Here is a 23,122-nt window from a genome sequence, read left to right on the forward strand (position 1 = left end):
TGCCGGCGAAAGCTTAGGCCGCCGCCTGACTTCAGACTGCCCAGGTAGTGCTAGGCTGCCATGCCCCGCCGCAGGAAGCGCTCCGCCCGGTAGGCCTCAGGGCTGACGAAGGGCCGCTCGCCCGTCATCATCTCGGCCAGCATCCGCCCCGTCGTCGGCCCGAGCGTCAGCCCCTGATGCGCATGGCCGAAGGCGCACCAGACGCCCGCCTGCCCCGGCAGCCGGCCGATGACCGGTAGCATGTCCGGCGTGCAGGGCCGGACGCCCATCCAGGGCACCCCCTCCACCCGCTCGCCGAGCGGCAGCAGGCCGCGCGCCACCGGCTCCGCCCGCTCCAGCTGCACCGGCGTCGCCGGCGCGCCCGGCTTGGCGAATTCTGCCCCCGTCGTCAGCCGGATGCCGGCCCGCATCGGCGCCAGCAGGAAGCCGCTCTCGGTGTCGAGCACCGGCCGGTGCAGCACGGCATTGCCGCGGAGGCCGTAATGCATGTGGTAGCCGCGCTTGCCGAAGAGCGGCGGCGCATAGCCGAGCGGCCGCGTCACCTCGACCGCCGCCGCGCCGAGCGCGATGACGACCTCCGCCGCCTCCACCTCGCCCTCCGCCGTCCGCACGGCCCAACCCGCGCCCGCCCGCCGCAGCGTCGCCGCATCGCCGATGCGGAAGGCGCCGCCCTCCTGCTGGAAGAACCCGGCATAGGCGAGCACCAGCGCATGCGGGTCGCTGACCGAGAGCGGGTCGGTCCAGTGGATCGCCCCCGCCCGCGACGCCAGCAGGTGCGGCTCCGCCTCCGCCAGCGCCGCGCCGTCGAGGGCCACGAAGTTGACGTCATGCTCGCGCCGCGCCTGCTCGGCCTGCGCCAGCGCCGCCTCCAGCATGGGCGCGGAGCTGTAGAGCCGCATCCAGCCGATCGGCCGCAGCAGCGCCATCGCCGCCGTCCCGCGCGCCAGCGCCAAGTGCTCGTCGAGGCAGGTGCGGATCAGCGCCGCATGCGCGGCGACGGCCGCCGCATAGCGCGCCGGCTCCGAGTGCCACCAGTAGCGCAGCAGCGGCGCGGCGAAGCCGGGCAGGGCGAGCGGGTGGTAGCGCACGTCGATGGAGCGGTTCCACGCCACCCGCCCGATCTCCCTCGCCTCGCGCGGAAAGGGATGCGGGAAGACCGCCTCGCGCTGGATCAGCCCGCCATTGCCGAAGGAGGCGCCTTCGCCCGGCTCCCGCCGGTCCACCAGCGCCACGTCATAGCCACGGCGCCTGAGGTGCAGCGCGACCGAGACGCCGACCATCCCGGCGCCGAGCACGATGGCTGATCGAGGCATCCTGTCCTTCCGTAGCGATGAGGCCGGGCAAGGCTACCTCGCCCCGCCGGGGCTGTCGCCCCCCGCCGCCCCGCTGCTAAGCTCGCCGCCGACGAAGTCCCTGGTGGAGCGGCGAGATGGTAGCGGATGGCATGGAGGCCGGCTTCGGCCGCTTCGGCAGCGGCCAGAAGGTCAGGCGCATCGAGGACGAGGCGCTGCTCTCCGGCACCGGCCGCTTCACCGACGACGTCTCGCTCCCCGGCCAGGCGCATTGCGTCTTCCTCCGCTCGCCCCACGCCCATGCGCGCATCACCCGCATCGACGCCGCCGCGGCGCTGGCCATGCCCGGCGTGCTCGCCGTCATCACCGGCCCCGAGCTGGAAGCCGCCGGGGTGAAGCCGCTCGGCGTCGCGCTGCCCTTCAAGCGGCCGGACGGCTCGCCGCTCGCCGCCCCGCCGCGGCCGATCCTCGCCATCGGCACGGTGCGCTTCGCCGGCGAGGCGGTCGCCGCCGTCATCGCCGAGACGCCCGGCCAGGCCCGCGACGCCGCCGAGGCCGTCGAGGTGGAGTACGAGGAGCTGCCCGCCGTCATCGGCCTCGCCCGCGCCAGCGCCCCCGATGCGCCGCTGGTCTGGCCGGCGGCGACCGGCAACGTCGTCGCCGAGACGCATTACGGCGACGCAGCCGCCGCCGAGGCCGCCTTCGCCCGCGCCGCGCACGCCGTCTCGCTCGACCTCGTCAACCAGCGCCTCGCCCCGGCCTCGATGGAGCCGCGCATGGCGCTCGCCGATTACGACGCGGCGAGCGGGCGCATCACCATCCGCCTCAGCAGCCAGATGCCCTCCGGCGCGCGCGACACGCTGGCGAAGGAGATCCTCGGCATTGAGCCCGCGCAAGTGCGCGTCCTCGTCGGCGATGTCGGCGGCGGCTTCGGGATGAAGACCGGCCTCTATCCGGAGGATGGCGTCGTCGCCTTCGCCGCCCGCAAGCTGGGGCGCCCGGTGAAATGGGCGGCGACGCGGCTCGAGGACTTCCTCTCGGCGACCCATGGCCGCGACACCGAGAGCCGCGCCGAGCTCGCCCTCGACGCGGATGGCAGGATCCTCGCCCTCCGCGTCAGGACGCTCGCCGACATGGGCGCCTATCAACGCGCGGCCGGCGTCGCCATCCAGCTGATGATCGGCCCCTGGGTCTCGACCAGCATCTACGACATCGGGACGATCGACCTGCGCTTCACCGCGCTGCTGACCAACACCGCGCCGACCGCCCCCTATCGCGGCGCCGGCCGTCCGGAGGCGATCTACCTGATCGAGCGGCTGATGGACGCCGCCGCGCGGCAGATGGGCATGGACCCGGCCGAGCTGCGCCGCCGCAACATGATCCGGCCGGAGCAGATGCCCTACACCAATGCCATGGGCCAGACCTATGACAGCGGCAGCTTCGCCCGCATCCTCGACGAGGGGCTGGCCGCCGCCGATTGGGGGGGCTTCGCCGCCCGCGCCGAGGCCTCGCGGGCCGCAGGCAAGCTGCGCGGGCGCGGCATCGCCACCTTCCTCGAATGGACCGGCGGCAACGTCTTCGAGGAGCGCGTCACCGTCGCGGTGAAGGGCGAGGGCGAGATCGAGGTCTATGCGACGACCCAGGCCATGGGCCAGGGCATCGCCACCAGCTACGCCCAGCTCGCCGTCGACGTCTTCAGCGTGCCCATCGGGCAGATCAAGGTGGTGCTCGGCGATTCCGACCGCGGCAGCGGCTTCGGCAGCGCCGGCTCCCGCTCGCTCTTCACCGCCGGCTCGGCGATCAAGGTCGCCTCCGACAGGGCGGTCGACACGGCGAAGGACCTCGCCGCCGAGGCACTGGAGGCCGCCGCCGCCGACCTCGAATACCGCAACGCCGTCATCAGCGTCGCCGGCACCGACCGCCGCATCGGCCTCTACGACCTCGCCGCGCACCAGCCGGAGGGGCGCATCTTCGTCGATATCAGCCACTCCGTCTCCGGCCCGACTTGGCCCAATGGCTGCCACATCTGCGAGGTGGAGCTGGATGCCGAGACCGGCGAGGTCGACGTCCTCTCCTACGTCTCGGCCAACGATGCCGGCCGCGTCGTCAACCCGCTGATCGTCGAGGGCCAGATCGTCGGCGGCGCGCTGCAGGGCATCGGCCAGGCGCTCGCCGAGCAGGTCGCTTACGACCCGGAGACGGGCCAGCCCCTCTCGGCCAGCTTCATGGACTACGCCATGCCGCGCGCCGACCTCGCCCATGGCTATCTGACGCAGCTCGACCAGTCCATCCCCTGCCGCACCAACCCGCTCGGGGTGAAGGGCGTCGGCGAGCTCGGCACCATCGGCGCGACGCCCGCCGTGGTCAGCGCCATCGCCGATGCGCTGGCCCGGGCCGGCCATGCCCAGGCGGCGGACCGGCTGCAGATGCCGCTGACGCCGCCGCGCGTCTGGGCGGCGCTGCGGGGCGCCGCGTAAACCCGGCGGTAATTTCCGCATGCCATTGATCCGCCGCATCCAAGGCAGCGGATCACCATGGCGATCAGAACCCGGATCCTCGCAGGCTTCTCCACCGTCCTCCTGCTGATCGGCGCCGTCGCGGCCGTTGGCTGGAGCGGCTTCCGCTCCTTCGCCGCCCGCGTCGACACGGCGAAGATGGCGGCGGCGGTGCGCGAGTCGGTGCTGACCGCCCGCCTCGCCGCCGACCGCATCCGCCTCGAGCCCGCGGCGCTGGAGGCTGCCCTCGACGCCCTCGGGCAGGCGACGGCGACCTTGCGACGGCTGGAAGGCCTGGCCGGCGCCGAGGCCGCCTCCGGCATCCGCGCCGCGGGCGAGGCGACCGAGCGCCTGGCTGGCACCTTGGCCGACCTCGCCACCAGCCAGTCCGCGATCCGCGAGGCCCGCGCCGAGCTCAACCAGCGCATCGAGGACTTCACCCGCCGAACCGAGGCGCTGGGCACTGCCGCGCTCGCCCGCTACACCGCCAGCCTGGAGACGCAGGAGGCCCGCCGCGCCGCCCAGCTCGCCGCCAACGGCACCCTCCTCGCCGCCCAGCGCCTCGCCCTGCTGCTGAGCGAGCTTGCCGAGGCCGAGGCCAAGCTCGTCGCCGAGGGCCGCGCCACCGACCGGGAGGCCGCGGAGCGGGCCGGGGCCGCGGTCAGCGCGGCCCTCGACGGGTTCCTTGCCTCGGTCAGCGAGGCCGCCCGCCCCGCCGCCGCCCGGATCGTCGAGCAGGCGCAGGAGCTGCATGACGGCCTCGCCAGCCTCGTCGAGGCGGCGGAGGAGCGCAGCCGCTTCGCCCTCGCCCTGGCCGCCTTCCGCCCCCGCCTGGCCGAGGCCTGGAGCGAGGTCGAAGTGGCCCTGCTGGCCCTGGCCGGCGAGGCCGGGTCGGAGGGGCTGCGCCGGCTTGCCCGCGCCATGGAAGGCCAGCTTCCCTCGCTCCGCGCCGGCGCCGCCTCGCGCGCCGAGAGTCTGGTCGCCGCGGCGGAGCTCGCGGCCCCTCTCGTCGCCGAGGCCGCCCGGCGGCCCGGGGAGGCCGACCGGATCAACGGCCTCCTCCGCCGCTTCGCCGCCGCCGCCACCGGGCAGGCGGCGTTGGAGCGCAGCGCCGCCGAGGCCGCCGCCCGCCCCGGCTCGCTGCTCGCCACCCGGCGCCAGGGTGCCGGCGTGCTGATGGCCGACATCGCGGCCCTGCTGGACGAGGTGCGCGCCACCATCCCCGGCTTCGTCGAGGGCGCCGTCGCCGCCCGCACCGACTTCGAGCGCCACGCCGCCATCCGCGACATCGCCGGCCGGCTGACGGCCCAGGCGCTGCGGGCCCAGCTCCACACCAATGCCTTCGCTCTCGCCGGGCAGGCGGAGGAGGCAGCCGAGGTCCGCCGCGCCCTCGGCGCCGCCGAGACGCTCTTCACCACCCTGCTGGGCGCCGTCGAGCCGGAGGAGCGCCTGGCGCTCGGCAGCCTGGCCGGCGCCATCGCCGGTGCCGGCCAGGCCTTCGAGGAGGCGACCCTCGCCACCGCCGGCCGCGCCCGCCACGAGGCGGCGATGCAGGAAGCGACGGCGACCGCCGACCGGGAGATGACGCAGCTCTCGACCGCGCAGGGCGAGGCCCTGGCTGCCGGCCGGCCGATTCGGAGCGGCTGATCCTCGCCGGCGGCGCCGCCGCCCTGCTGCTGGGCGCGCTGGCCGCGCTGCTGATCGCCCGCTCCGTCACGCGCCCCGTCACGGCGATGACGGCCGCCATGCGCCGCCTCGCCGAGGGCGCGTTGGAGACCGAGATTCCCGCCGTCCGCCGCCGCGACGAATTCGGCGCCGTGGCCGAGGCCGTGCTGGTCTTCCGCGGGAATGCCCGCGCCGTCGCCCGGCTCGAGGCCGAGGCGGACGCCGCCCGCGCGGCGGCCGAGCGGCAGCGCCAGGATGCGCAGCTCTCGCTGGCCGCCGAGGTCGAGCGCTCGCTCGGCGAGATCGCCGATGGCCTCGCCTCCGCCGCCACGGCGCTGACCGCGTCGGGCGAGGCGCTGCACCGCACCGCCGAAGCCGCCGCCGAGCAGGCCGGCACGGCGGAGCGCGGCGCCCGCCAGGCCGGCGGCAGCGTTCATGCCGTGGCCGGCGCGGCGGAGCAGATGGCCGGCTCCGTCCAGGCCATCGCCCGGCAGGTGACCGAGGCCGCCGGCATCGCCCGCCAGGCCGTCGCCGAGGCCGAGGCGACCGATGCCACCATCCGCGACCTCGCCGAGAGGGCGACGCGCATCGGCGAGGTGGTGCGGCTCATTGCCGACATCGCGAGCCGCACCAACCTCCTCGCCCTCAACGCCACCATCGAGGCGAGCCGAGCCGGCGAGGCCGGCCGCGGCTTCGCCGTCGTCGCCTCCGAGGTGAAGGGGCTCGCCGCCCAGACCGCCCGCGCGACGGAGGAGATCGGCCACCAGGTCGCCCGCATGCAGGCGACGGTGGACACCGCGGTCGGCGCCATCCGCGGCATCGGCGGCACCATCGCCCGCATCGACGATGCCTCCGCCGCCATCAGCCGGGCGGTCGAGGAGCAGGGCGCCGTCACCCGCCAGATCGCCGGCGGCGCCGGCGACGCGGCCGCGGGCTTCGAGGCGGCCAGCGCCAGCGTCATCCAGCTGGCCGAGGGCGCGGCCGCCACCTCCGCCTCGGTCGGGGGCCTGCGCGGCCATGCCGACTAGGTGGCGCAGCAGGCGGCGACGCTCCGTTCCGCCATCGGCGGCCTCGCCCGGCGGCTGCGAGGGTGACGGGGAAGTTCCTGGTTCACGCCCCGCCGGCTTGGTCTAGGGTGCGGCCATGACCTCCCATGCCGAACTCCTCCAGGACCTGGTCGCCGCCGCCCGCGGCGCCGGGGCCGATGCCGCGGATGCGCTGCTGGTCGCCTCCGCCTCGCTCTCCGTCCAGCGCCGCCTCGGCAAGATCGAGCAGTTGGAACGGGCGGAGGGCTTCGACCTCGGCCTCCGCGTCTTCCTCGGCCAGCGCCAGGCGATCGTCTCCTCCACCGACCCGTCGCCGCGCGGCTTCGAGGCGCTCGCCGAGCGCGCCGTCGCCATGGCCCGCGTCGTGCCCGAGGATCCCTTCGCCGGCCTGCCCGAGGCGCCGGACGGCCTCATCGCCTCCGCCCTCGAGCTGGAGGACCCGGCCGAGCCCAGCGCCGAGGACCTCATCGCCCGCTGCGCCGCCGCCGAGGATGCGGCGCTGGCCATCGCCGGCGTGACGAATTCGGAGGGCGCCGATGCCGGCTTCTCCCGCTATACCATCGCGCTCGCCGCCTCGAACGGCTTCGCCGGCGAGTATGCCCGCAGCAGCCATTCCATCTCGGCGACCGCGCTGGCCGGGCAGGGAACTGGCATGGAGCGCGACTACGATTACTCCAGCGCCGTCTTCCTCGCCGATCTCGAGGATGCCGCCGCCATCGGCCGCCGCGCCGGGGAGCGGGCCGTCGCCCGCCTCAACCCGACCCGGCCGAGGACCGCCCGGCTGCCCGTCGTCTATGACCCGCGCGTGGCCACCTCGCTGCTCGGCCACCTCTCCGGCGCCATCAATGGCGCGGCCGTCGCGCGGGGCACGAGCTTCCTGCGCGACCGGCTCGGCCAGCGCGTCATGGCGCCCGGCCTCTCGGTGATCGACGACCCGACCCGCCGCCGCGGCTTCCGCAGCCGGCCCTTCGACGGGGAGGGGATGCAGGGCATCCGCCGGGCCATCGTGGAGGACGGGGTGCTCACCACCTGGATCCTCGACTGGCGCAGCGCCCGCCAGCTCGGCATGACCTCGACCGGCCATGCCAGCCGCGGCACCGGCGGCCCGCCCGGCCCGGCGCCGACCAACCTCTACCTCGCTGCCGGCAGCCTCACGCCCGCGGCGCTGATGGCGGATATCCGGGAAGGCCTCTACGTCACCGAGCTGATCGGCATGGGCGTCAACGGCGTCACCGGCGACTACAGCCGCGGCGCCGCCGGCTTCATGATCCGCGACGGCGCCCTGGCCGAACCGATCTCCGAGGTCACCATCGCCGGCAATGTCCGCGAGATGCTGCTGCACCTCACCCCGGCGGACGACCTGGAATTCCGCCGCGGCACCGACAGCCCCACCGTCCGGGTCGAGGGGCTGACCATGGCCGGCGCCTGAGGCGCGGCCGGAACGGGGCGGGGATCGCTTCCCGCCCCGGGCCGGTCAGATGATGACGGTGAGGTCGTCGATGCCGAAGTAGTTGTCGGCGTTGAGATGCACCCCGTCCACCAGGCCGAAGTTGAGGCCGTTGAGGGCGCCCACCCGTCCGACGATACCCTTCGGCATGACGCCGATGCCGCCGATCTTGACGCCGTTGCTGTAGCCCAGGACATGCAGGATCCGGGCATCCGCATTGGCCGAGGATGCGAAGAGCGCACGCAGTCATTGCCGGTGCCGCCATGGACGGTGTTGTTGCCGAGCGCGGTGCCGATCACGTCGTTGCCGTCATCCCCCTGGAGGGTATCGTTGTTGATGCTGCCCCACAGGGTATCGTCGCCCGCCCAGCTACAGAGGGCGTTGACGCTGCCATAGTCCTCCAGCAGGTCGTTGCCGTCCCCGCCATACAGCCTGTCGGCGAGGCCCGAGCCCCAGATGCCGTCATTGCCGCCCTTGCCTTAGACCTCGAGGTCGTCGAAGCCGGAGATGTCGGGGGTATCGATCCATTCGGGGCCGGTGCTCCCGATCACGAGGCTTTCCGCCATGTTCCGGGTGGTCCCCAGCCAGCGGCGACCCGATCACCGCCATCCGCCCGTTGCCCGGCCGCAGCGTTAAGCCATCGTTAAGTTTCGCCGTGGCCATCCAACAAAAAGACATGATGCGTTTTGTGGACGGATGATCGCCTTCGCGCCCGGTCGCAACCTTCCTGCCGGCTGGAGCGCTTCCGGGCTGGGTGCCGCCTTCCCGGCTGCGCCGCTACCTTCGCCCATGACGGGCCTGCCCCGCAGCCGGGACACCACCCGCAACCAGCCATCTGTCGGCTTGCCGTCCCAACTTCGGCGGTTCCTGTCGTAATCGGGGGCACGCCTCCCTATATTGCAGTTAGTTCAGAATCACGGAGACCCTGGCCCGATGCGTCGCCCTGTCCTGTTCCTCGCCGCCGCCCTCCTGGCGCTGGCCCCTGCGTTCGCCGATGCGCGACCGGGGGGTGGTACCTCGACGGGCAGCCGCGGCAGCCGCACCTACAGCGCCCCGCCGGCCACCACGACCGCGCCCAACGCCGCGCGGCCGATGGAGCGCTCTATGGAATCCACCCGCCCGGCCACGCCCTACGGCCAGCAGGCCAGCCGTTCGCCGATCGGCCAGCCCAATCCGGCCGGCGGCTTCTTCTCCCGCTCGCCCTTCATGGCAGGGCTGATGGGCGGCCTGATCGGCGCCGGCATCGGCGGCCTGCTCTTCGGCCATGGCCTGTTCGGCGGCTTCACCGGCCTCGGCTCCATCTTCGGCCTGCTGCTGCAGATCGGACTGATCTTCCTCCTGGTCCGGCTGGTGATGGGCTTCATCCGCCGCCGCCAGCCGCAGCCCGCCATGGCCGGGATGCCGCAGGGGATGTCCGAGCGGATGCCGCAGGGCATGGCCCGCGAGGCGATGCAGGGCGCGCGGCCCATCGGCGGCGCCGGCGGAGCGCCCTCGGCCGCCATCGAGGTGACGCCGGCCGATTTCCAGGCCTTCGAAGCGGCCCTCCAGCGGGTCAACGAGGCCTGGAACCGGCAGGACGAGGCCGGGATGCGCGCCGTCGTCACGCCCGAGATGCTGCGCTACTTCGGCGACGACCTGGCCGATCTGGATCGCCGTGGCCTCCGCAACGAGGCCCGCGACGTGAAGCTGGAGCAGGGCGACCTGGCCGAGGCATGGCGCGAGGGCACGCGTGAGTTCGCCACCGTGGCCATGCGCTTCTCGATGATCGACGTGACCCGCCGGGTCAGCGATGGCGCGGTGGTCGAGGGCGACCCCAACCGCCGCACCGAGGCGACCGAGCTCTGGACCTTCCTCCGCGTCCAGGGCGGGCCCTGGATGCTCTCGGCGATCCAGCAGACCGGCTGATACCTTCACTATTCCGTCACAAACGCGCCGCCATCCCCGGGAGGGGTTGGCGGCGCGGTCGTAATTGTGGCCGGCTGGGGCCAAATCATGGCATAACCATGGCAGACCCTGTCTCATTCGCCGGAGGCCCCACATGCTACCACTTTGCTTCGTGGCCGTCCTTGCCGCCGTCGGCGGTCTGGCCGCGGTCGGCCTCGCCCTCGGCACCGCCGCCTCGGCCGGCTTGCTCGCCGCGCCGGTGCTCGGCCTCGTCTCCCTGACCAGCGGCCTCGCCGCTGCGGTCCTGGCGCTGCGCCGGAAAAGCGTTTTCGCCTGAGGCCAGGGGCGGGCGGCCCGCCCTATTCCGGCTCCGGACGGGGCGTGCTAGGGCGGCGGGCCCCATGTCCCGCCCGCCATGCTCCGCCGCCTGATCCGGCATCCCACGACCCAGGCGGCCTTCGCCAGGGCGCTCGGCCTCTACCTCGCCCTGGTCTTCCGCACCACGCGCTGGACCCTGCTCGGCGAGCCGAACCTGGCCGCCGCCCTCGGCCCGGCAGGCCGGCCCATCCTCGCCGCCTTCTGGCATGAGCGCCTGCCGATGATGCCGATGCTCTGGCTGCGCGCCCGCGCCGCCGAGCCGCGCCTCGCGGCCGTCAGCGCCCATGTCCTGGTCTCCCGCCACCGCGATGGCCGCTTCATCGGCGACATCGTCCGCCGCTTCCGGCTGGAGCTGGTGCATGCCTCCACCTCGCGCGGCGGCGCCACCGGCCTGCGGCAGTTGCTGCGGGTGCTGGGGGAGGGGGACATGGTAGTCATCACCCCGGACGGCCCCCGCGGCCCATGCCGCCGTGCCGCGCCCGGTGTCGCGCAGCTGGCGGCGCTGGCCGGCATCCCCGTCCTGCCCTGCGCCGCCCGCACCAGCCGCGTCCGCCGGCTGCGGAGCTGGGACCGGATGGTGCTGCCGCTGCCCTTCGCCCGCGGGGTGCTGGTGATGGGCCCGCCCGTCGCCGTGGACCGCGCCGCGCCGCTCGCCGCCCTGCCGGCGATCGAGGCGGCCCTCACCGCCGCCTGCGACACGGCGGATGCCTGGGTCGCCGCGGCATGAGCATGGCCGGATGAGCCTTGCCGCCTGGGCCTGGCGCTGCGGCACGACGCTGGCCGCCCCGCTGCTGCCGTTCTGGCTGCGCCACCGCCTGCGCCGCGGCAAGGAACTCGCCGCCCGCCTGCCGGAACGCCGCGGCCTCCATGCCGCCCGGCCGCCGGGGCCCCTGATCTGGTTGCACGCCGCCAGCATCGGCGAGACCCTCTCCCTCCTCCCGGTGCTGGAGGCGCTGGCCGCCCGCGCCCCGCGCCTGGCCATCCTGCTGACCACCGGCACCGTCACCAGCGCCGCCCTGCTCGAGCGCCGCCTCCCGCCCGCGCTCCGCCCGCGGGTGATCCATCGCTTCGCCCCGCTCGACGTGCCCGCCTGGGTTGCCCGCTTCCTCGATGCCTGGCGGCCCGATGCCGCGGGCCTCGTCGAGTCGGAGCTCTGGCCGAACCTGATCCGCGCCGCCCGCGCCCGTCGCCTGCCGCTGGTGCTGATCAACGGCCGCCTTTCGGCCCGCTCCGCCGCCCGTTGGCGCCTCGCCCCGGCGCTGGGGCGGGAGCTGATGGCCGCCTTCACCCTGGTCATGGCGCAGAGCGCGGGCGATGCCGCCCGCTTCGCCGGCCTCGGCGCCCGCGCCGTCCGCGCCCCCGGCAACCTGAAGGAGGCCGCGCCCCCCCTCCCGGCCGACCCCGCCGCCCTGGCCGCGCTGCGGGCGGCCATCGGCCCCCGCCCGGTCGTGCTCGGCGCCGCCACCCATCCGGGCGAGGAGGCGATGCTGGTTGCCGCCCATCGCCGGCTCGCCGCCGACATCCCCGGCCTGCTGACCATCCTCGCCCCCCGCCACCCGGAACGCGTCGCGGGCCTCGAGGCCGAGGCCGCCGGCCTCCCGCTCGCCCGCCGCAGTGCCGGCGCGCTCCCCGGCCCCCAGACGGCGGTCTACATCGCCGACACCCTCGGCGAACTCGGCCTCCTCTACCGCCTGGCCCATGTCGCCTTGGTCGGCGGCTCCCTCGTGCCGCATGGCGGGCAGAACCCGCTGGAGCCCGCCCGGCTCGGCTGCCCCATTCTGCTCGGTCCCCATACCGCCAATTTCGCCGATATCGCCGCACGGTTGCTGGCCGCGGGCGGCGCTCGCCTGGTCCAGCCGCCGGAGCCGGGGGCGCTGGCCGGGGCCATCCGCGCCGTGCTATCCAGCCCCGATCATGGCCGAAATCTGGCAGAGGCTGCCGCCGCCGCCATCGCGCCGGCCGCCACCCTGCCGGACCAGGTGGCCGAGGCGTTGCTGCACCTGCTGCCGCAGCGCGCCGACAGGGACGAGGATCGATCGACGCCCCATGCCGACTGAGATGACCGCCGGCTGATGCGCGCCCCCGATTTCTGGGGCGGCGACGGCTCCGGCCTGCTGCCGCTACTGCTCTCCCCGATCGCCGCCTTCTATGCGGCGGCGACCGCGCGCCGCGTGGCGAGGCCGGGCTGGCAGGCGCCGGTGCCGGTGATCTGCTGCGGCAACGCCACCGCGGGCGGCGCCGGCAAGACCACCGTCGCGCTCGACCTCGGCCAGCGCCTGGCCAATCGCGGCATCGCCGTGCATTTCCTCCTCCGCGGCTATGGCGGCAAGCTGCGCGGCCCCGTCCGCGTCGACCCCGCGGTGCATGACAGCCGGGCGGTCGGCGACGAGGCCCTGCTGCTGGCCGCCGAGCGCCCCGCCTGGATCTCGGCCGACCGCGCCGCCGGCGCCCAGGCCGCCGTCGCCGCCGGCGCCCAGGCCATCATCATGGATGACGGGCTGCAGAACCCGACGCTCGGGAAGGACCTCTCCTTCCTCATCGTCGACGGTAGCTTCGGCTTCGGCAACAACCGCATCATCCCCGCCGGGCCGCTGCGCGAGCCGGTCGCCGCCGCTGCCGCCCGCTGCCGCGCCGCCGTCATGATCGGCGAGGACGAGGCCGATGCGGCGAGCCTGTTGCCCCCCGGCACCCGCATCCTCCGCGCCCGGCAGCGCCCGGCGCCCGAGGCGGCGATGCTGGCCGGCCAGCCCGTCCATGCCTTCTGCGGCATCGGCAACCCGAAGAAATTCTTCGCCACCCTGGCCGAGGTCGGCGCCGTGGTCGCCGGCCGCGCCGCCTTCGCCGACCACTACCCCTTCGACGAGGGCGACATGCGCGAGATCCTGGCCGAGGCCGACCGGCTGCGCGCCATCCCCGTCACCACGCGGAAGGACTTCGTCCGCATCCCCCCTGGCTTCCGCAGCCGGGTGACGGTGGTGAATGTCGGTCTGGAGTGGGAGGACACGGCGGCGATCGAGGCGCTGCTTGATCCGCTCGCCCAGCGGGTGCCGATCCCGGCCTGACATGCCCCGCCTCCAGCACCGGCTCGAGGCGGCCGCGGCGCGGCTGCTGCTCGGCCTCTCGCGCCGCCTCGGGCCGCGCCGCGCCTCCGACCTCGGCGGCTGGATCGGGCGGAGCATCGGCCCGATGCTCCCCGTCACCCGCACCGCGCGGCGCAACCTGGCGCGCGCCCTGCCATCCCTGGCCGCGGCGGAGCGGGACCGGGTGGTGCGCGCCATGTGGGACAATCTCGGCCGCACCGCCGCCGAGCTGGCGCATATCCCGGCGCTGGAATGGGAGATGGAGGGGAGGGAGCACCTCGTCCCCATCGCGGAGCGCGGCGGCCCTGCCATCCTGGTCTCCGGCCATATCGGCAATTGGGAGGTGCTGCCCCCGGCGCTCGCCACCATGGGCATCCGCATGGGCAGCGTCTACCGCGCCGCCGACAATGCCGAGGTCGACGCGCTCATCGCCGCCTGCCGCGCCGAGGCCGTGCCGGGCGACCCGCTCCCGCTTTTCCCGAAGGGCTCGGCCGGCGCCCGCGCCGCGCTGCGCTACCTGTCGCGGGGCGGCGTCCTCGGCATGCTCGCCGACCAGAAGCTGAATGACGGCATCGCCGTCCCGCTGCTCGGCCTGCCGGCGATGACCGCCCCGGCGCCGGCGCAGCTGGCGCTGCGCTTCGGCTGTCCAATCATCCCCGGCCGCGTCCTGCGCCTCGGCCCCTGCCGCTTCCGCCTGATGGTGGAGCCGCCGCTTCCGGTCCCGCCCGGCGAGGACCGGCAGGCGCAGATCCTGGCGCTGACGACGGCCATCAACGACCGCATCTCCGCCTGGATCGCGGAGCGCCCGGCGGAGTGGCTCTGGCTGCACCGCCGGTGGCCCGCCTAAGGCTCCTGGATTACTGTACCGGCTGGACGGTTCAGCTTGACAGACCGTCCAGCCGGTATAGTTTGTCACCATGATGGATGGCTCGACTCTTCCCGCCCAGGCCGATGCCCGCACCCGCATCCTCGATGCGGCCGAGAGCCTGGTCCGCGCCAAGGGCGTCGCCGGCCTCACCCTCGAGGCCGCCGCCCGCCTCGCGGGGGTCTCCAAGGGCGGGCTGCTCTACCATTACGCCTCGAAGGAGGCGCTGCTCGCCGGCCTCATCGCGCGCATGGCGGCCTTCATCACCGAGGACTTCGCCGCCGGCGTCGCCGCCCAGCCCGCGGGGCCCGGCCAGGTCGCCCGCGCCGTGCTCGCCTGGGGCTTCGGCCAGACGCCGGAGGCGATGAACGAGCGCTGCGACCGTGCCGCCGCCGTCTTCCTCGCCACCTTCCACCACGACCCGGCCCTGCTGGACCCCGTGCGCGCCGTCATCGCCGACATGCGCCGCCGCGTCGCCGCGGACGGCTTGCCGCCTGGCATCGGCGGCGTCGTCATGGCCGCGGGCGACGGCCTCTTCATGGCGCGCATCTTCGGCATGTACACCCCGACGCCCGAGGAGATGGCCGCAATGCACGCCACCCTCTCCCGCCTGATCGAGGAGGCCCTGCCATGAGGCTGTCCACCGCGCTCGCCGGCGCCATCCTCACCATGCTCGCCGCCGGGGCCGCGGCGGGGACGCAGTTCCACCCCGCCATGCCCGGCCTCTTCGGCCTGATCAGCGACTGCCTCCGCGGCGACCCGCAGGACAGCGCGCTGCTCGCCTTCGACGTGCTGGACGAGGCCGAATTCCTGTCCCTGCTCGAGCCCGAGTCGCCCCCCCGATGAGGCGCCGCGTCGCCCTCTTCGGCCTGCTGCTCGTGGCCCTGACCGGGGCCGGCCTCGCCTGGGTCCGTCTCGGCGTCCGCGAGGCCGCGCCCATCTCGCCCGCGGAGGCCGCGCCGCTGCCGCCCCCCGGCGTCGGCGCCCTCGGCCGGGTCGATCCCGCCAGCCGCATCCGCCGCCTCAACCCGCCGGGCGGCATGGCGGTCACCCGCCTCGACCGCCTGCTGGTGGCCGAGGGCGACAGGGTGGAGGCCGGCCAGCTCATCGCCGAGTTCGGCGACCTCGCTCAGAAGGAGGCCGCCATCGCCCAGGCCGAGGCGCAGCTCGCGCAGGATCGCGCCGAGCTCGCCCGCATCCGCGCCGCCGGCCGGCCGGAGGAGATCGCCGCCCAGCGCGCCCGCATCGACGCCCTCCGCTACGCCGAGGCCAGCGCCCGCCGCGACGCCGAGCGGGCCGAGGCGCTCGTCCCCTCCGGCGCCGGCGGCGCCGCCACCGCCGAGCGCGCCCGCTTCGCCGCCGCCCGCACCGCGGCCGAGCGCGCCGAGGCCGAGGCCACGCTGCAGCAGCTCCTGGTTCCCCGCCCCGAGGATCTCGCCGTTGCCGAGACGGAGGTGAGGGCCTCGGAGGCCGCCCTCGCCAAGGCCCGCGCGGATGCCACCCTCTCCCGCGTTGTGGCCCCGATCGCCGGCACGATCCTGAAGATCTATGCCCGGCCCGGCGACCAGGTCGGCAGCGACGGGCTGCTCGACATGGCGGACCTCACCCGGCTCGACATCGTGGCCGATGTCTATGAGACGGACCTGCCGCGCCTGCGCCAGGGCGCCCCTGCCGAGGTGATCGTCCCCGGCGACCCGCGGCGCTACCCGGCGGAGCTGCGCGAGATCGGCTGGCTGGTCCGCCGCTCCACCCAGGCTGGCACCGACCCGGTGGCGGCGGTGGATGCGCGCACCGTCGAGGTCCGCCTCACCCTCTCGCCGGAGGGCCGCGCCGCGCTCGAGCGCCGCGCCGGCATGCAGGTGCAGGTCTCCATCCAGCCATGAACGCCATGCCCCGCACCGCGCCGGCGGCCGAGGCAGAGCTGCTGCCCTGGGCGCCCGAGCTCACCGGCGACGCCGCGGTGGCCGCATCCCCGCCGCCGCCGGGGGGCGGCTCGCCGCTCGCCGGGCTCTGGCTGCCGCTCCGCCTCGCCTGGCGCCAGCTCCGCGCCGAGCGCGCCCGCCTCGCCTCCGCCATCGCCGGCGTGCTCTTCGCCTGCGTGCTGGTCTTCATGCAGCTCGGCTTCCGCTCGGCGCTCTTCGACAGCGCGACCGCCCTGCTGGCGGCGATGCGCGCCGACATCTTCCTGATGCACCCGCTGACCACGGTGAGCTTCAAGCCGGAGACCCTGCCGCGGATCCGCGCCAGCCAGGCCATGGCGCTGCCCGAGGTGCAGGCGGCCGTGCCCGTCTACCTGGCCCAGGCCACCTGGCGGAATCCGGAGAACGGCAGCCGCCGCGCCGTCCAGCTCGTCGGCTTCGACACCGAATCCGGGGTGATGGACTTCCCTGGCCTCGCCCCCCTGGTCGAGACGCTGAAGCGCCCCGACACCATGGCCTTCGACCGCCGCTCCCGCCCCGAATTCGGCGATGTCGCCCGGCTGCTCGGCGAGCGCGGCCCCTTCGAGGTGCAGGTCGGCAACCGCCGGATGGAGGTCGCCGGGCTGGTCGAGATCGGCCCCTCCTTCGGCGCCGACGGCAACGTCGTCATGTCGGAGGTGAATTTCCGCCGCGTGGTGAAGGAGCGCCTGCCGAGCCAGGTCGACCTCGTCGCCATCAAGCTCCGCCCCGGCGCCGACCGCGAGGCCGCCATAGCCCGCCTGCGCGCCATCCTCCCCGCCGATGTCATGGTGATGAGCCAGCCGCAGCTCGTCGCCCATGAGCGGTCCTATTGGGAGAATGCGACGCCGATCGGCTTCATCTTCGCCTTCGGCAGCCTGATGGGCCTCGTGGTCGGCATGGTGATCGTCTACCAGATCCTCTTCAGCGACATCGCCAGCCACCTGCGCGAATACGCGACGCTGAAGGCTATCGGCTATTCCAACGGCTTCCTGCGCCGCGCCGTGCTCTCGGCGGCGCTGATCCTCGCGGTGCTCGGCTTCCTGCCTGGCCTCGCCCTCTCGACCCTGCTCTACGACGTGGTGGGGAAGGGGACCTTCCTGCCGCTCGAGATGGACGCTTCGCGCGCGCTCAGCGTCTTCGCCATGATCTTCACCATGTGCGGCATCGCCGGCCTGCTCGCCATGCGCAAGCTCCGCGACGCCAACCCGGCCGACATGTTCTGATGGCGCCGCCGCCCGTCTCGCTCAGCGGCGTCACCTATGCCTATGGGTCGGGCGACCTCGCCCGCCCCGTCCTGCGCGAGGTGGACCTCACCGTCGCCCCGGGCGAGGTGGTGCTGCTGACCGGCCCCTCGGGCAGCGGCAAGACCACGCTGCTGACGCTGATAGGCGCGCTGCGCGCCCTGCAGCAGGGCAGCGGCACCGTCCTCGGCCAGCCGCTCGCCGGCGCGACGGAGCGGCAGCGCACCGCGCTCCGGCGCCGCATCGGCTTCATCTTCCAGCAGCACAACCTGCTCGGCTTCCTCACCGCCCGGCAGAACGTGGCGATGGCGCTCGAGCTCGACCCGGCGACCAGCGAGCGCGACCGCCTCGCCCGCGCCGGCGAGATGCTGGCGGCCGTCGGCCTCGCCGAGAAATGCGAGAGCCGCCCGGACCAGCTCTCCGGCGGCCAGCGCCAGCGCGTCGCCGTCGCCCGCGCGCTCGCCGGCCAGCCCGGCCTCATCCTCGCCGACGAGCCGACCGCGGCGCTCGACAAGCAGTCGGGCGGCGACGTCGTCCGCCTGCTGCGCGACCTCGCCCGCCGCCGCGGCGTGCCGATCCTGATGGTGACGCACGACCCGCGCATCCTCGACATCGCCGACCGCATCGTCGCCATGGAAGATGGGCGCATTCTGCCCGCAAACGAGACAAAGCCGGTCTCCGCGCCCTGAGGCGCCGCCCGCCTCGCATCGACAGGGCGAAGCCGCAGCCGCGACCATCCCCGAGAGGCTCGAACAGGGCAGGCCAGGCATCATGCCGGGACGAGGCATCATCGCCGCGGCGGCACGCGCGTGTCCGGGCGAGCCGATTGCCCCGGTCGGACGATCCCGGCCGATCGGGGTTGGCCCTAGCCCTGCGCAGCCTGCACCGGCACCAAGTGCAGGCCGTGCTGCCGGACGCCGCGCTGGCTCGTCACCCCATCGGCGAAGCGCCGCACCGCGCCCGAGGGGCCGCGCAGCACCGCGACCTCGAGGCAGGCCTCGTGGTCGAGATGCACATGCAGGCTGGCGACGCTCAGCGCATGGTGGTCATGCTGCGACTGGGTCAGCCGCCGCGCCAGGTCCCGCACGGCGTGGTCGTAGACATAGGTCAGGGTGGCGAGGCAGGGCGTCTCCTCCGCCAGCGCCGCCTCGCGGTCAGTTGCCTCCCGCACCAGGTCGCGCACCGCCTCGGAGCGGCTGGCATAGCCCCGCCGCGCCGCCAGCCGGTCGATCGCCTCCAGCAGCGCCGCCTCGATGGTGATCGTCACCCGCTCCATCCCACATCCCCCCGCCTGCTTGCCGCGCCGCGGCGGCCATGTGATCTTTTGCCCGAAAAGTAAGAGGCACCCTCGCATGCCCCGGCGGTTCGGCGCAGCCCTCCTCCTGATCGGCACCGGCGCCGCCGCGCAGGAGGCGACGCTGCCGCCGCTCACCGTCACCGGCGCCGCGCCGCCCGCCGCCGCCAGCGAGATCCGCCTCGGCGCGGGCGAGATCGCCGCCCGCCCCGTCGCCCGCATCGGCGAGGCGCTGGAGGCCGCCCCCGGCCTCATCGTCACCCAGCACAGCGGGGAGGGGAAGGCGAACCAGTACTTCCTTCGCGGCTTCAACCTCGACCACGGCACCGACCTCGCCATCTCGGTCGACGGCATGCCGGTCAACATGCCGACCCACGCCCATGGCCAGGGCTATGCCGACACGAACTTCCTCATCCCCGAGACGCTGGGCGGCCTGCTGGTCCGCAAGGGCCCCTACTACGCCGATGACGGCGACTTCGCGACCGCCGGCTCGCTCCGCCTGTCCCTGCTGAACCGCATCGACCGGCCCTTCTTGCAGGCGACGGGGGGAAGCTTCGGCTACTGGCGCGGCCTCGCCGCCGGCTCCGTCGATCTCGGCCCCGGTACGCTGCTCGCCGCCGGCGAGGTCGCCACCTATGACGGTCCCTGGCAGCGCCCGGATGCGCTGCGGCGCTTGAACGGCTTGCTGCGCTACAGCCAGGGCACGGCGGAGGATGGCCTCTCCGTTACCGCCATGGGCTACAGCAGCCGCTGGCACGCAACCGACCAGGTCCCGGCCCGCGCCGTCTCCGCCGGGCTGATCCCGCGCTTCGGCACGCTCGACCCGAGCGATGGCGGCCGCGCCGAGCGCTACTCCCTGTCCGCACGCTGGGCCCGCACGACGAGCTTCGGCACGACGAGCGTGAGCGCCCATGCCATCCGCTCCACGCTCGACCTCTTCAACAACTTCACCTACTTCCTCGACGACCCGGTCAATGGCGACCAGTTCCACCAGCAGGACCGCCGCTGGATCCTCGGCGGCGAGGCCGTCCAGGCGCTTCCCTGGCGGCTGCTAGACGGCGAGGCCATGACCCGCCTCGGCCTGCAGGCCCGCGATGACGACATCCGCCTGGCGCTGCGCCGCACCGCGGCGCGCACGGCCCTCTCCACGGTCCGCGCGGACCGCGTCGAGGAGCACCAGCTCGGCCTCTTCACCGATACGAGCTGGCGCCCGGTGCCCTGGCTCCGCCTCACCGCCGGCGCCCGCGCCGACTGGGTGGGCGGCCGCGTCCGCAGCGACGCGGCCCAGAATTCCGGCGATGCCGGCGAATGGATCGCCAGCCCCAAGGGCGGCCTCGCCCTCGGCCCCTGGTGGTGGACGGAGCTCTTCCTGAACGCCGCCACCGGCTTCCACAGCAACGACTTGCGCGGCGCCACCATCCGCCTCGACCCGACCGACCGGCTGACGCCGCTCTCCCGCGTGCCGCTCCTGGTCCGGGCTAGGGGTGCCGAGATCGGCCTGCTGACGCGCCCGGCCGAGGGCCTCGAATCCCGCCTTGCCGCCTTCCTGCTCGAGCTCGGCTCCGAGATCCTTTTCCTCGGCGATGCCGGCACGACGGAGCCGAGCCGCGCCAGCCGGCGGGTGGGCGTCGAGTGGATCAATCGCTGGCAGGCGACGCCGCGGCTCGGCTTCGACCTCGACATCGCCGCGACGCGCGCCCGCTTCGGTGCCGCCTCCCTCGGGGCCGAACCGGCCGGGCGCTACATCCCCGGCGCGCCGAACCTCGTCATGGCGGCCGGCGCCACCTATGACGAGGGCATCGGCTGGTTCGCCGCCGCCCGCCTCCGCTATTTCGGCGCCCGCCCGCTGGTCGAGGACAACAGCCAGCGCTCCCGCGCAACGGCCCTGGTCAATGCGCGGCTCGGCTACCGCTTCGGGAACGGCCTCAGGATGCAGCTCGACGCCTTCAACCTCTTCGACAGCAAGGCCAGCCAGATCGACTATTTCTACGCCTCGCGCCTGCCCGGCGAGCCGGCCGAGGGCGTCGGCGACCGCCACTACCATCCGGCCGAGCCGCTGGCGCTGCGCTTCAGCCTGGCCGCTAGCCTGTGAGGCAGGCCTCCCGCAGCAGGGCGAAGGCGCGGGCCCGGTGGTTGAACAGGTGCTTCCTGGCCGGCTCCATCTCGCCGAAGGTCTCGGTCGCGCCCTCGGGGACGAACATCGGGTCGTAGCCGAAGCCCCGCTCGCCACGCGGCGGATGCACCCAGCTGCCGTGGATCTCGCCGAGGAAGCCCTCCTCATGCCCGTCCGGCCAGGCGAGGACGAGGGCGCAGGTGAACCAGGCATGCCGGTCGGGGAAGGGCCCGGCCAGCGCCGCCACCTTGGCCATCGCCATGGCATAGTCCCGCCCGCCGCCCGGCAGCTCCGCCCAGTCGGCGGTCCTGACGCCCGGGTCGCCGCCGAGCGAGGCGACGGAGAAGCCGCTGTCATCGGCCAGCGCCGGCAGCCCCGTCGCCCGTGCCGCCGCCCGCGCCTTGATCCGCGCATTGCCGAGGAAGCTGTCCTCAGTCTCCTCCGGCACCGGCAGGCCGAGCCCGCCTGCCGAGAGCACCTCCATCCCGAAGGGCTCCAGCAGCTCGGCGACCTCGCGCCGCTTGCCCTCGTTATGGGTGGCGATGACGAGGCGGCCGCGCTCCAGCCGCCGGTGCCCGCCGGCCGGCCGCTTCAGCCCCTCGGGCCTGTCGGCGCTCCGGCCATCGGACGGCTCAGCCAATGCCGACGGCCGCCCGCTGCCGCTTGAACAGCTCGTCCGTGCCCTGGCGCGCCAGCTTCAGCAGCGCCAGCAGCTCCGCCTCGGAGAAGGGCTCGCCCTCGGCCGTGCCCTGCACCTCGACGAGGCCGCCCTTGCCGGTCAGGACGAAATTGGCATCGGTCTGCGCCTTGCTGTCCTCGTCATAATCGAGGTCGAGCACCGCCGTGCCCTGCCAGATGCCGCAGGACACCGCCGCCACCTGGTCGCGCAGCGGCACGGTGCCCAAGACGTTCATCTTCATGCAGTGCCGGAAGGCGAGGTGCAGCGCCACCCAGCCGCCGGTGATGCTGGCGCAGCGCGTGCCGCCATCCGCCGTCAGCACGTCGCAGTCGACGGTGATGGACATCTCGCCCATCGCCTTGAGGTCGGTGACCGCCCGGAGGCTCCGCCCGATCAACCGCTGGATCTCCTGCGTCCGCCCGGACTGCTTGCCGCGCGCCGCCTCGCGGTCGGAGCGGGTATGGGTCGCGCGCGGCAGCATGCCGTATTCCGCCGTCACCCAGCCCTGGCCGGTGCCGCGCAGGAAGGGCGGCACCCGGCTCTCGACGCTCGCGGTGCAGAGCACCTCGGTATTGCCCATGCGGATGCGGCAGGAGCCCTCCGCATGCCGGGCGACATTGGGCTCGAGGGTGGCGCTGCGCAGCGCATCGGCCACGCGACCTGAGGGACGGTTCATCCGCGCGGGGTAGCACCGGCGCGCAGGGAAGGCGAGGGGGCGCTATGCTCCGCGCCATGCCCGACCTCGTCCTCGCCCGCCCCGGCCCCGCCCTGCTCGGCAGCTACCGCCAGGCGCTGGAGGCTGGCTGGTCCCCCCACAACCTCCGCGGCGCCGAGGTCGCGGCCGAGCACCTGGCGGCCATCGCCGCCGACCCGCAGCGCTTCCTCGCCAGCCTGGAGCAGCCGCCCGGCCGAGCCGGGACCGTCCGCCTGCCCGATGGCAACCGAGTCCCGCGCCTGCCCGGCTTCACCCGCTGGATCTCGGACGGCGAGTTCTGCGGCGCCGTCCATTTCCGCTGGCAGCCGGGGACGGAGGCGCTGCCGCCGCATGTGCTCGGCCATGTGGGCTATACCGTCGTTCCCTGGAAGCGCGGCCGCGGCCTCGCCCGCCGCGCCCTGGCCCTGCTGCTGCCCGAGGCGCGCGCCCGCGGCCTCCGCCATGTCGAGCTGACGACGGATCCGGACAACCTCGCCTCCCAGCGGGTCATCCTCGCCTGCGGCGGGCAGTTCGTGGAGCGCTTCCGCGGCCCTGCCGCCTATGGCGCGGCGGAGGAGCTGCGCTTCCGCATCCCGCTGGCGGAAGGCCCTGGCGCATGACCCACGCCGCCCCCCGCTTCCGCTACGACCACATCCACCTCCGCGCCCGCGACCCGGCGGCGATGGCGCGCTTCTTCATCGAGTTCTTCGGCGCCGAGGCCCGCCCCGAGGGCCGCAGCGACCGCTACGAGCTGACCCTCGACGGCCAGCGCCTGCTGGTCGCCCCCGCCAACCCCGACTTCCCGGCTGCGCCCGCCCCCGGCTTCCCGCATCTCGGCCTCGAGCATGTCGGCCTCGCCGTCGATGACGTGGATGCCGCCTGCGCGCATCTCCGCGCCCTCGGCGCCGACATCCCCATCGGCCCGCTGGCGGCCGGCCCCTTCCGCCTCGCCTTCGTCCGCGGGCCCGAGGGCGTGATGGTCGAGCTGCTCCAGCGCCCGGCCTGAGGG

The 23,122-nt window shown here is 74.4% G+C and carries 23 protein-coding genes and 1 pseudogene; 18 read left to right on the forward strand and 6 right to left on the reverse strand.

Annotated elements, in window-relative coordinates; genetic code table 11:
* Nucleotides 1–50: 50 nt before the first annotated feature.
* Nucleotides 51–1,313 carry an NAD(P)/FAD-dependent oxidoreductase gene (locus AC5JJ1_RS16540; protein WP_495786203.1) on the reverse strand — a complete coding sequence of 421 codons (1,263 nt, stop codon included), beginning with the start codon at nucleotides 1,311–1,313 and terminating at the stop codon, nucleotides 51–53.
* 116 nt (nucleotides 1,314–1,429) lie between these two features.
* On the opposite strand from AC5JJ1_RS16540, the gene AC5JJ1_RS16545 reads away from it, so the two are divergent.
* The 4 genes from AC5JJ1_RS16545 (at nucleotide 1,430) to AC5JJ1_RS16560 (ending at nucleotide 7,927) form a co-directional block, all read left to right on the forward strand.
* Nucleotides 1,430–3,769, forward strand: a complete 2,340-nt coding sequence (locus AC5JJ1_RS16545; RefSeq protein ID WP_495786204.1) for a xanthine dehydrogenase family protein molybdopterin-binding subunit — start codon at nucleotides 1,430–1,432, stop codon at nucleotides 3,767–3,769.
* Between the two features lie 57 nt (nucleotides 3,770–3,826).
* Nucleotides 3,827–5,434 carry a hypothetical protein gene (locus AC5JJ1_RS16550; RefSeq protein WP_495786205.1) on the forward strand — a complete coding sequence of 536 codons (1,608 nt, stop codon included), beginning with the start codon at nucleotides 3,827–3,829 and terminating at the stop codon, nucleotides 5,432–5,434.
* 53 nt (nucleotides 5,435–5,487) lie between these two features.
* Complete coding sequence (locus tag AC5JJ1_RS16555) at nucleotides 5,488–6,480, forward strand: methyl-accepting chemotaxis protein (RefSeq protein ID WP_495786311.1); 993 nt, start codon at nucleotides 5,488–5,490, stop codon at nucleotides 6,478–6,480.
* A 115-nt stretch (nucleotides 6,481–6,595) separates the two neighbouring features.
* A complete protein-coding gene (locus AC5JJ1_RS16560) occupies nucleotides 6,596–7,927 on the forward strand; it encodes a TldD/PmbA family protein (RefSeq protein ID WP_495786206.1) in 1,332 nt (443 codons plus the stop codon).
* A 45-nt stretch (nucleotides 7,928–7,972) separates the two neighbouring features.
* On the opposite strand, the gene AC5JJ1_RS16565 is transcribed toward AC5JJ1_RS16560, so the two are convergent.
* Together AC5JJ1_RS16565 and AC5JJ1_RS16570 are read right to left on the reverse strand one after the other, a co-directional pair.
* On the reverse strand, nucleotides 7,973–8,095 hold the full coding sequence (locus tag AC5JJ1_RS16565; protein ID WP_495786207.1) for a hypothetical protein: 123 nt from the start codon (nucleotides 8,093–8,095) through the stop codon (nucleotides 7,973–7,975).
* A 128-nt stretch (nucleotides 8,096–8,223) separates the two neighbouring features.
* A pseudogene (locus tag AC5JJ1_RS16570) lies at nucleotides 8,224–8,403 on the reverse strand (hypothetical protein); the annotation flags it as partial.
* 475 nt (nucleotides 8,404–8,878) lie between these two features.
* On the opposite strand from AC5JJ1_RS16570, the gene AC5JJ1_RS16575 reads away from it, so the two are divergent.
* The 11 genes from AC5JJ1_RS16575 (at nucleotide 8,879) to AC5JJ1_RS16625 (ending at nucleotide 18,022) form a co-directional block, all read left to right on the forward strand.
* Complete coding sequence (locus AC5JJ1_RS16575; protein WP_495786208.1) at nucleotides 8,879–9,850, forward strand: Tim44 domain-containing protein; 972 nt, start codon at nucleotides 8,879–8,881, stop codon at nucleotides 9,848–9,850.
* A gap of 151 nt (nucleotides 9,851–10,001) precedes the next feature.
* A complete protein-coding gene (locus tag AC5JJ1_RS16580) occupies nucleotides 10,002–10,166 on the forward strand; it encodes a hypothetical protein (protein WP_495786209.1) in 165 nt (54 codons plus the stop codon).
* A gap of 78 nt (nucleotides 10,167–10,244) precedes the next feature.
* Nucleotides 10,245–10,934 carry a lysophospholipid acyltransferase family protein gene (locus AC5JJ1_RS16585; RefSeq protein WP_495786210.1) on the forward strand — a complete coding sequence of 230 codons (690 nt, stop codon included), beginning with the start codon at nucleotides 10,245–10,247 and terminating at the stop codon, nucleotides 10,932–10,934.
* A gap of 10 nt (nucleotides 10,935–10,944) precedes the next feature.
* Nucleotides 10,945–12,264: a 3-deoxy-D-manno-octulosonic acid transferase gene (locus tag AC5JJ1_RS16590; protein WP_495786211.1), complete on the forward strand. Its 1,320-nt coding sequence runs from the start codon at nucleotides 10,945–10,947 to the stop codon at nucleotides 12,262–12,264.
* Between the two features lie 15 nt (nucleotides 12,265–12,279).
* Entirely contained in the window at nucleotides 12,280–13,269 is a 990-nt protein-coding gene (lpxK, locus tag AC5JJ1_RS16595) for a tetraacyldisaccharide 4'-kinase (protein ID WP_495786212.1), read from the forward strand.
* A gap of 1 nt (nucleotide 13,270) precedes the next feature.
* Nucleotides 13,271–14,134, forward strand: coding sequence for a lysophospholipid acyltransferase family protein (locus tag AC5JJ1_RS16600; protein WP_495786213.1), 864 nt, complete (start codon nucleotides 13,271–13,273; stop codon nucleotides 14,132–14,134).
* Between the two features lie 70 nt (nucleotides 14,135–14,204).
* Nucleotides 14,205–14,786, forward strand: a complete 582-nt coding sequence (locus AC5JJ1_RS16605) for a TetR/AcrR family transcriptional regulator (protein ID WP_495786214.1) — start codon at nucleotides 14,205–14,207, stop codon at nucleotides 14,784–14,786.
* Nucleotides 14,783–14,998 (forward strand): hypothetical protein, encoded by a 216-nt coding sequence (locus tag AC5JJ1_RS16610; protein ID WP_495786215.1) that lies wholly within the window; start codon nucleotides 14,783–14,785, stop codon nucleotides 14,996–14,998. The genes AC5JJ1_RS16605 and AC5JJ1_RS16610 overlap by 4 nt, the downstream gene beginning before the upstream one ends.
* Nucleotides 14,995–16,035 carry a hypothetical protein gene (locus AC5JJ1_RS16615; RefSeq protein ID WP_495786216.1) on the forward strand — a complete coding sequence of 347 codons (1,041 nt, stop codon included), beginning with the start codon at nucleotides 14,995–14,997 and terminating at the stop codon, nucleotides 16,033–16,035. The genes AC5JJ1_RS16610 and AC5JJ1_RS16615 overlap by 4 nt, the downstream gene beginning before the upstream one ends.
* The gene (devC, locus tag AC5JJ1_RS16620) at nucleotides 16,032–17,315 is read left to right on the forward strand and encodes an ABC transporter permease DevC (protein ID WP_495786217.1); all 1,284 of its coding nucleotides are present in this window, start codon (nucleotides 16,032–16,034) and stop codon (nucleotides 17,313–17,315) included. The genes AC5JJ1_RS16615 and devC overlap by 4 nt, the downstream gene beginning before the upstream one ends.
* Entirely contained in the window at nucleotides 17,315–18,022 is a 708-nt protein-coding gene (locus AC5JJ1_RS16625) for an ATP-binding cassette domain-containing protein (RefSeq protein ID WP_495786218.1), read from the forward strand. Before devC ends, AC5JJ1_RS16625 begins: the two co-directional genes overlap by 1 nt.
* A 176-nt stretch (nucleotides 18,023–18,198) precedes the next feature.
* Here the strand turns inward: AC5JJ1_RS16625 and nikR are convergent, their stop codons facing one another.
* On the reverse strand, nucleotides 18,199–18,609 hold the full coding sequence (gene nikR / locus AC5JJ1_RS16630) for a nickel-responsive transcriptional regulator NikR (protein WP_495786219.1): 411 nt from the start codon (nucleotides 18,607–18,609) through the stop codon (nucleotides 18,199–18,201).
* A 76-nt stretch (nucleotides 18,610–18,685) separates the two neighbouring features.
* On the opposite strand from nikR, the gene AC5JJ1_RS16635 reads away from it, so the two are divergent.
* On the forward strand, nucleotides 18,686–20,719 hold the full coding sequence (locus AC5JJ1_RS16635) for a TonB-dependent receptor (protein WP_495786220.1): 2,034 nt from the start codon (nucleotides 18,686–18,688) through the stop codon (nucleotides 20,717–20,719).
* Here AC5JJ1_RS16635 and AC5JJ1_RS16640 read toward each other — a convergent pair.
* Together AC5JJ1_RS16640 and rph are read right to left on the reverse strand one after the other, a co-directional pair.
* Nucleotides 20,709–21,335, reverse strand: a complete 627-nt coding sequence (locus AC5JJ1_RS16640) for a non-canonical purine NTP pyrophosphatase (RefSeq protein WP_495786312.1) — start codon at nucleotides 21,333–21,335, stop codon at nucleotides 20,709–20,711. The genes AC5JJ1_RS16635 and AC5JJ1_RS16640 overlap by 11 nt on opposite strands.
* A 37-nt stretch (nucleotides 21,336–21,372) precedes the next feature.
* A complete protein-coding gene (gene rph / locus AC5JJ1_RS16645) occupies nucleotides 21,373–22,095 on the reverse strand; it encodes a ribonuclease PH (RefSeq protein WP_495786221.1) in 723 nt (240 codons plus the stop codon).
* Nucleotides 22,096–22,151: 56 nt separating this feature from the next.
* On the opposite strand from rph, the gene AC5JJ1_RS16650 reads away from it, so the two are divergent.
* Entirely contained in the window at nucleotides 22,152–22,733 is a 582-nt protein-coding gene (locus AC5JJ1_RS16650) for a GNAT family N-acetyltransferase (RefSeq protein WP_495786222.1), read from the forward strand.
* Nucleotides 22,730–23,119 carry a VOC family protein gene (locus tag AC5JJ1_RS16655; RefSeq protein ID WP_495786223.1) on the forward strand — a complete coding sequence of 130 codons (390 nt, stop codon included), beginning with the start codon at nucleotides 22,730–22,732 and terminating at the stop codon, nucleotides 23,117–23,119. Before AC5JJ1_RS16650 ends, AC5JJ1_RS16655 begins: the two co-directional genes overlap by 4 nt.
* The last annotated feature ends 3 nt before the right edge of the window (nucleotides 23,120–23,122 follow it).

Source organism: Belnapia sp., from assembly GCF_059504005.1.

Excerpts from the sequence above, each read along its gene's own strand:
- AC5JJ1_RS16565 (WP_495786207.1), bottom strand. The coding sequence starts at position 8,095 with ATGCCGAAGGGTATCGTCGGACGGGTGGGCGCCCTCAACGGCCTCAAC.
- AC5JJ1_RS16610 (WP_495786215.1), top strand. The coding sequence starts at position 14,783 with ATGAGGCTGTCCACCGCGCTCGCCGGCGCCATCCTCACCATGCTCGCC.
- devC (WP_495786217.1), top strand. The coding sequence starts at position 16,032 with ATGAACGCCATGCCCCGCACCGCGCCGGCGGCCGAGGCAGAGCTGCTG.
- AC5JJ1_RS16635 (WP_495786220.1), top strand. The coding sequence starts at position 18,686 with ATGCCCCGGCGGTTCGGCGCAGCCCTCCTCCTGATCGGCACCGGCGCC.
- AC5JJ1_RS16590 (WP_495786211.1), top strand. The coding sequence starts at position 10,945 with ATGAGCCTTGCCGCCTGGGCCTGGCGCTGCGGCACGACGCTGGCCGCC.
- AC5JJ1_RS16545 (WP_495786204.1), top strand. The coding sequence starts at position 1,430 with ATGGTAGCGGATGGCATGGAGGCCGGCTTCGGCCGCTTCGGCAGCGGC.
- AC5JJ1_RS16625 (WP_495786218.1), top strand. The coding sequence starts at position 17,315 with ATGGCGCCGCCGCCCGTCTCGCTCAGCGGCGTCACCTATGCCTATGGG.
- AC5JJ1_RS16585 (WP_495786210.1), top strand. The coding sequence starts at position 10,245 with ATGCTCCGCCGCCTGATCCGGCATCCCACGACCCAGGCGGCCTTCGCC.
- AC5JJ1_RS16650 (WP_495786222.1), top strand. The coding sequence starts at position 22,152 with ATGCCCGACCTCGTCCTCGCCCGCCCCGGCCCCGCCCTGCTCGGCAGC.
- AC5JJ1_RS16655 (WP_495786223.1), top strand. The coding sequence starts at position 22,730 with ATGACCCACGCCGCCCCCCGCTTCCGCTACGACCACATCCACCTCCGC.
- AC5JJ1_RS16540 (WP_495786203.1), bottom strand. The coding sequence starts at position 1,313 with ATGCCTCGATCAGCCATCGTGCTCGGCGCCGGGATGGTCGGCGTCTCG.
- AC5JJ1_RS16575 (WP_495786208.1), top strand. The coding sequence starts at position 8,879 with ATGCGTCGCCCTGTCCTGTTCCTCGCCGCCGCCCTCCTGGCGCTGGCC.
- rph (WP_495786221.1), bottom strand. The coding sequence starts at position 22,095 with ATGAACCGTCCCTCAGGTCGCGTGGCCGATGCGCTGCGCAGCGCCACC.
- AC5JJ1_RS16600 (WP_495786213.1), top strand. The coding sequence starts at position 13,271 with ATGCCCCGCCTCCAGCACCGGCTCGAGGCGGCCGCGGCGCGGCTGCTG.
- AC5JJ1_RS16605 (WP_495786214.1), top strand. The coding sequence starts at position 14,205 with ATGATGGATGGCTCGACTCTTCCCGCCCAGGCCGATGCCCGCACCCGC.
- AC5JJ1_RS16560 (WP_495786206.1), top strand. The coding sequence starts at position 6,596 with ATGACCTCCCATGCCGAACTCCTCCAGGACCTGGTCGCCGCCGCCCGC.
- AC5JJ1_RS16615 (WP_495786216.1), top strand. The coding sequence starts at position 14,995 with ATGAGGCGCCGCGTCGCCCTCTTCGGCCTGCTGCTCGTGGCCCTGACC.
- AC5JJ1_RS16550 (WP_495786205.1), top strand. The coding sequence starts at position 3,827 with ATGGCGATCAGAACCCGGATCCTCGCAGGCTTCTCCACCGTCCTCCTG.
- lpxK (WP_495786212.1), top strand. The coding sequence starts at position 12,280 with ATGCGCGCCCCCGATTTCTGGGGCGGCGACGGCTCCGGCCTGCTGCCG.
- nikR (WP_495786219.1), bottom strand. The coding sequence starts at position 18,609 with ATGGAGCGGGTGACGATCACCATCGAGGCGGCGCTGCTGGAGGCGATC.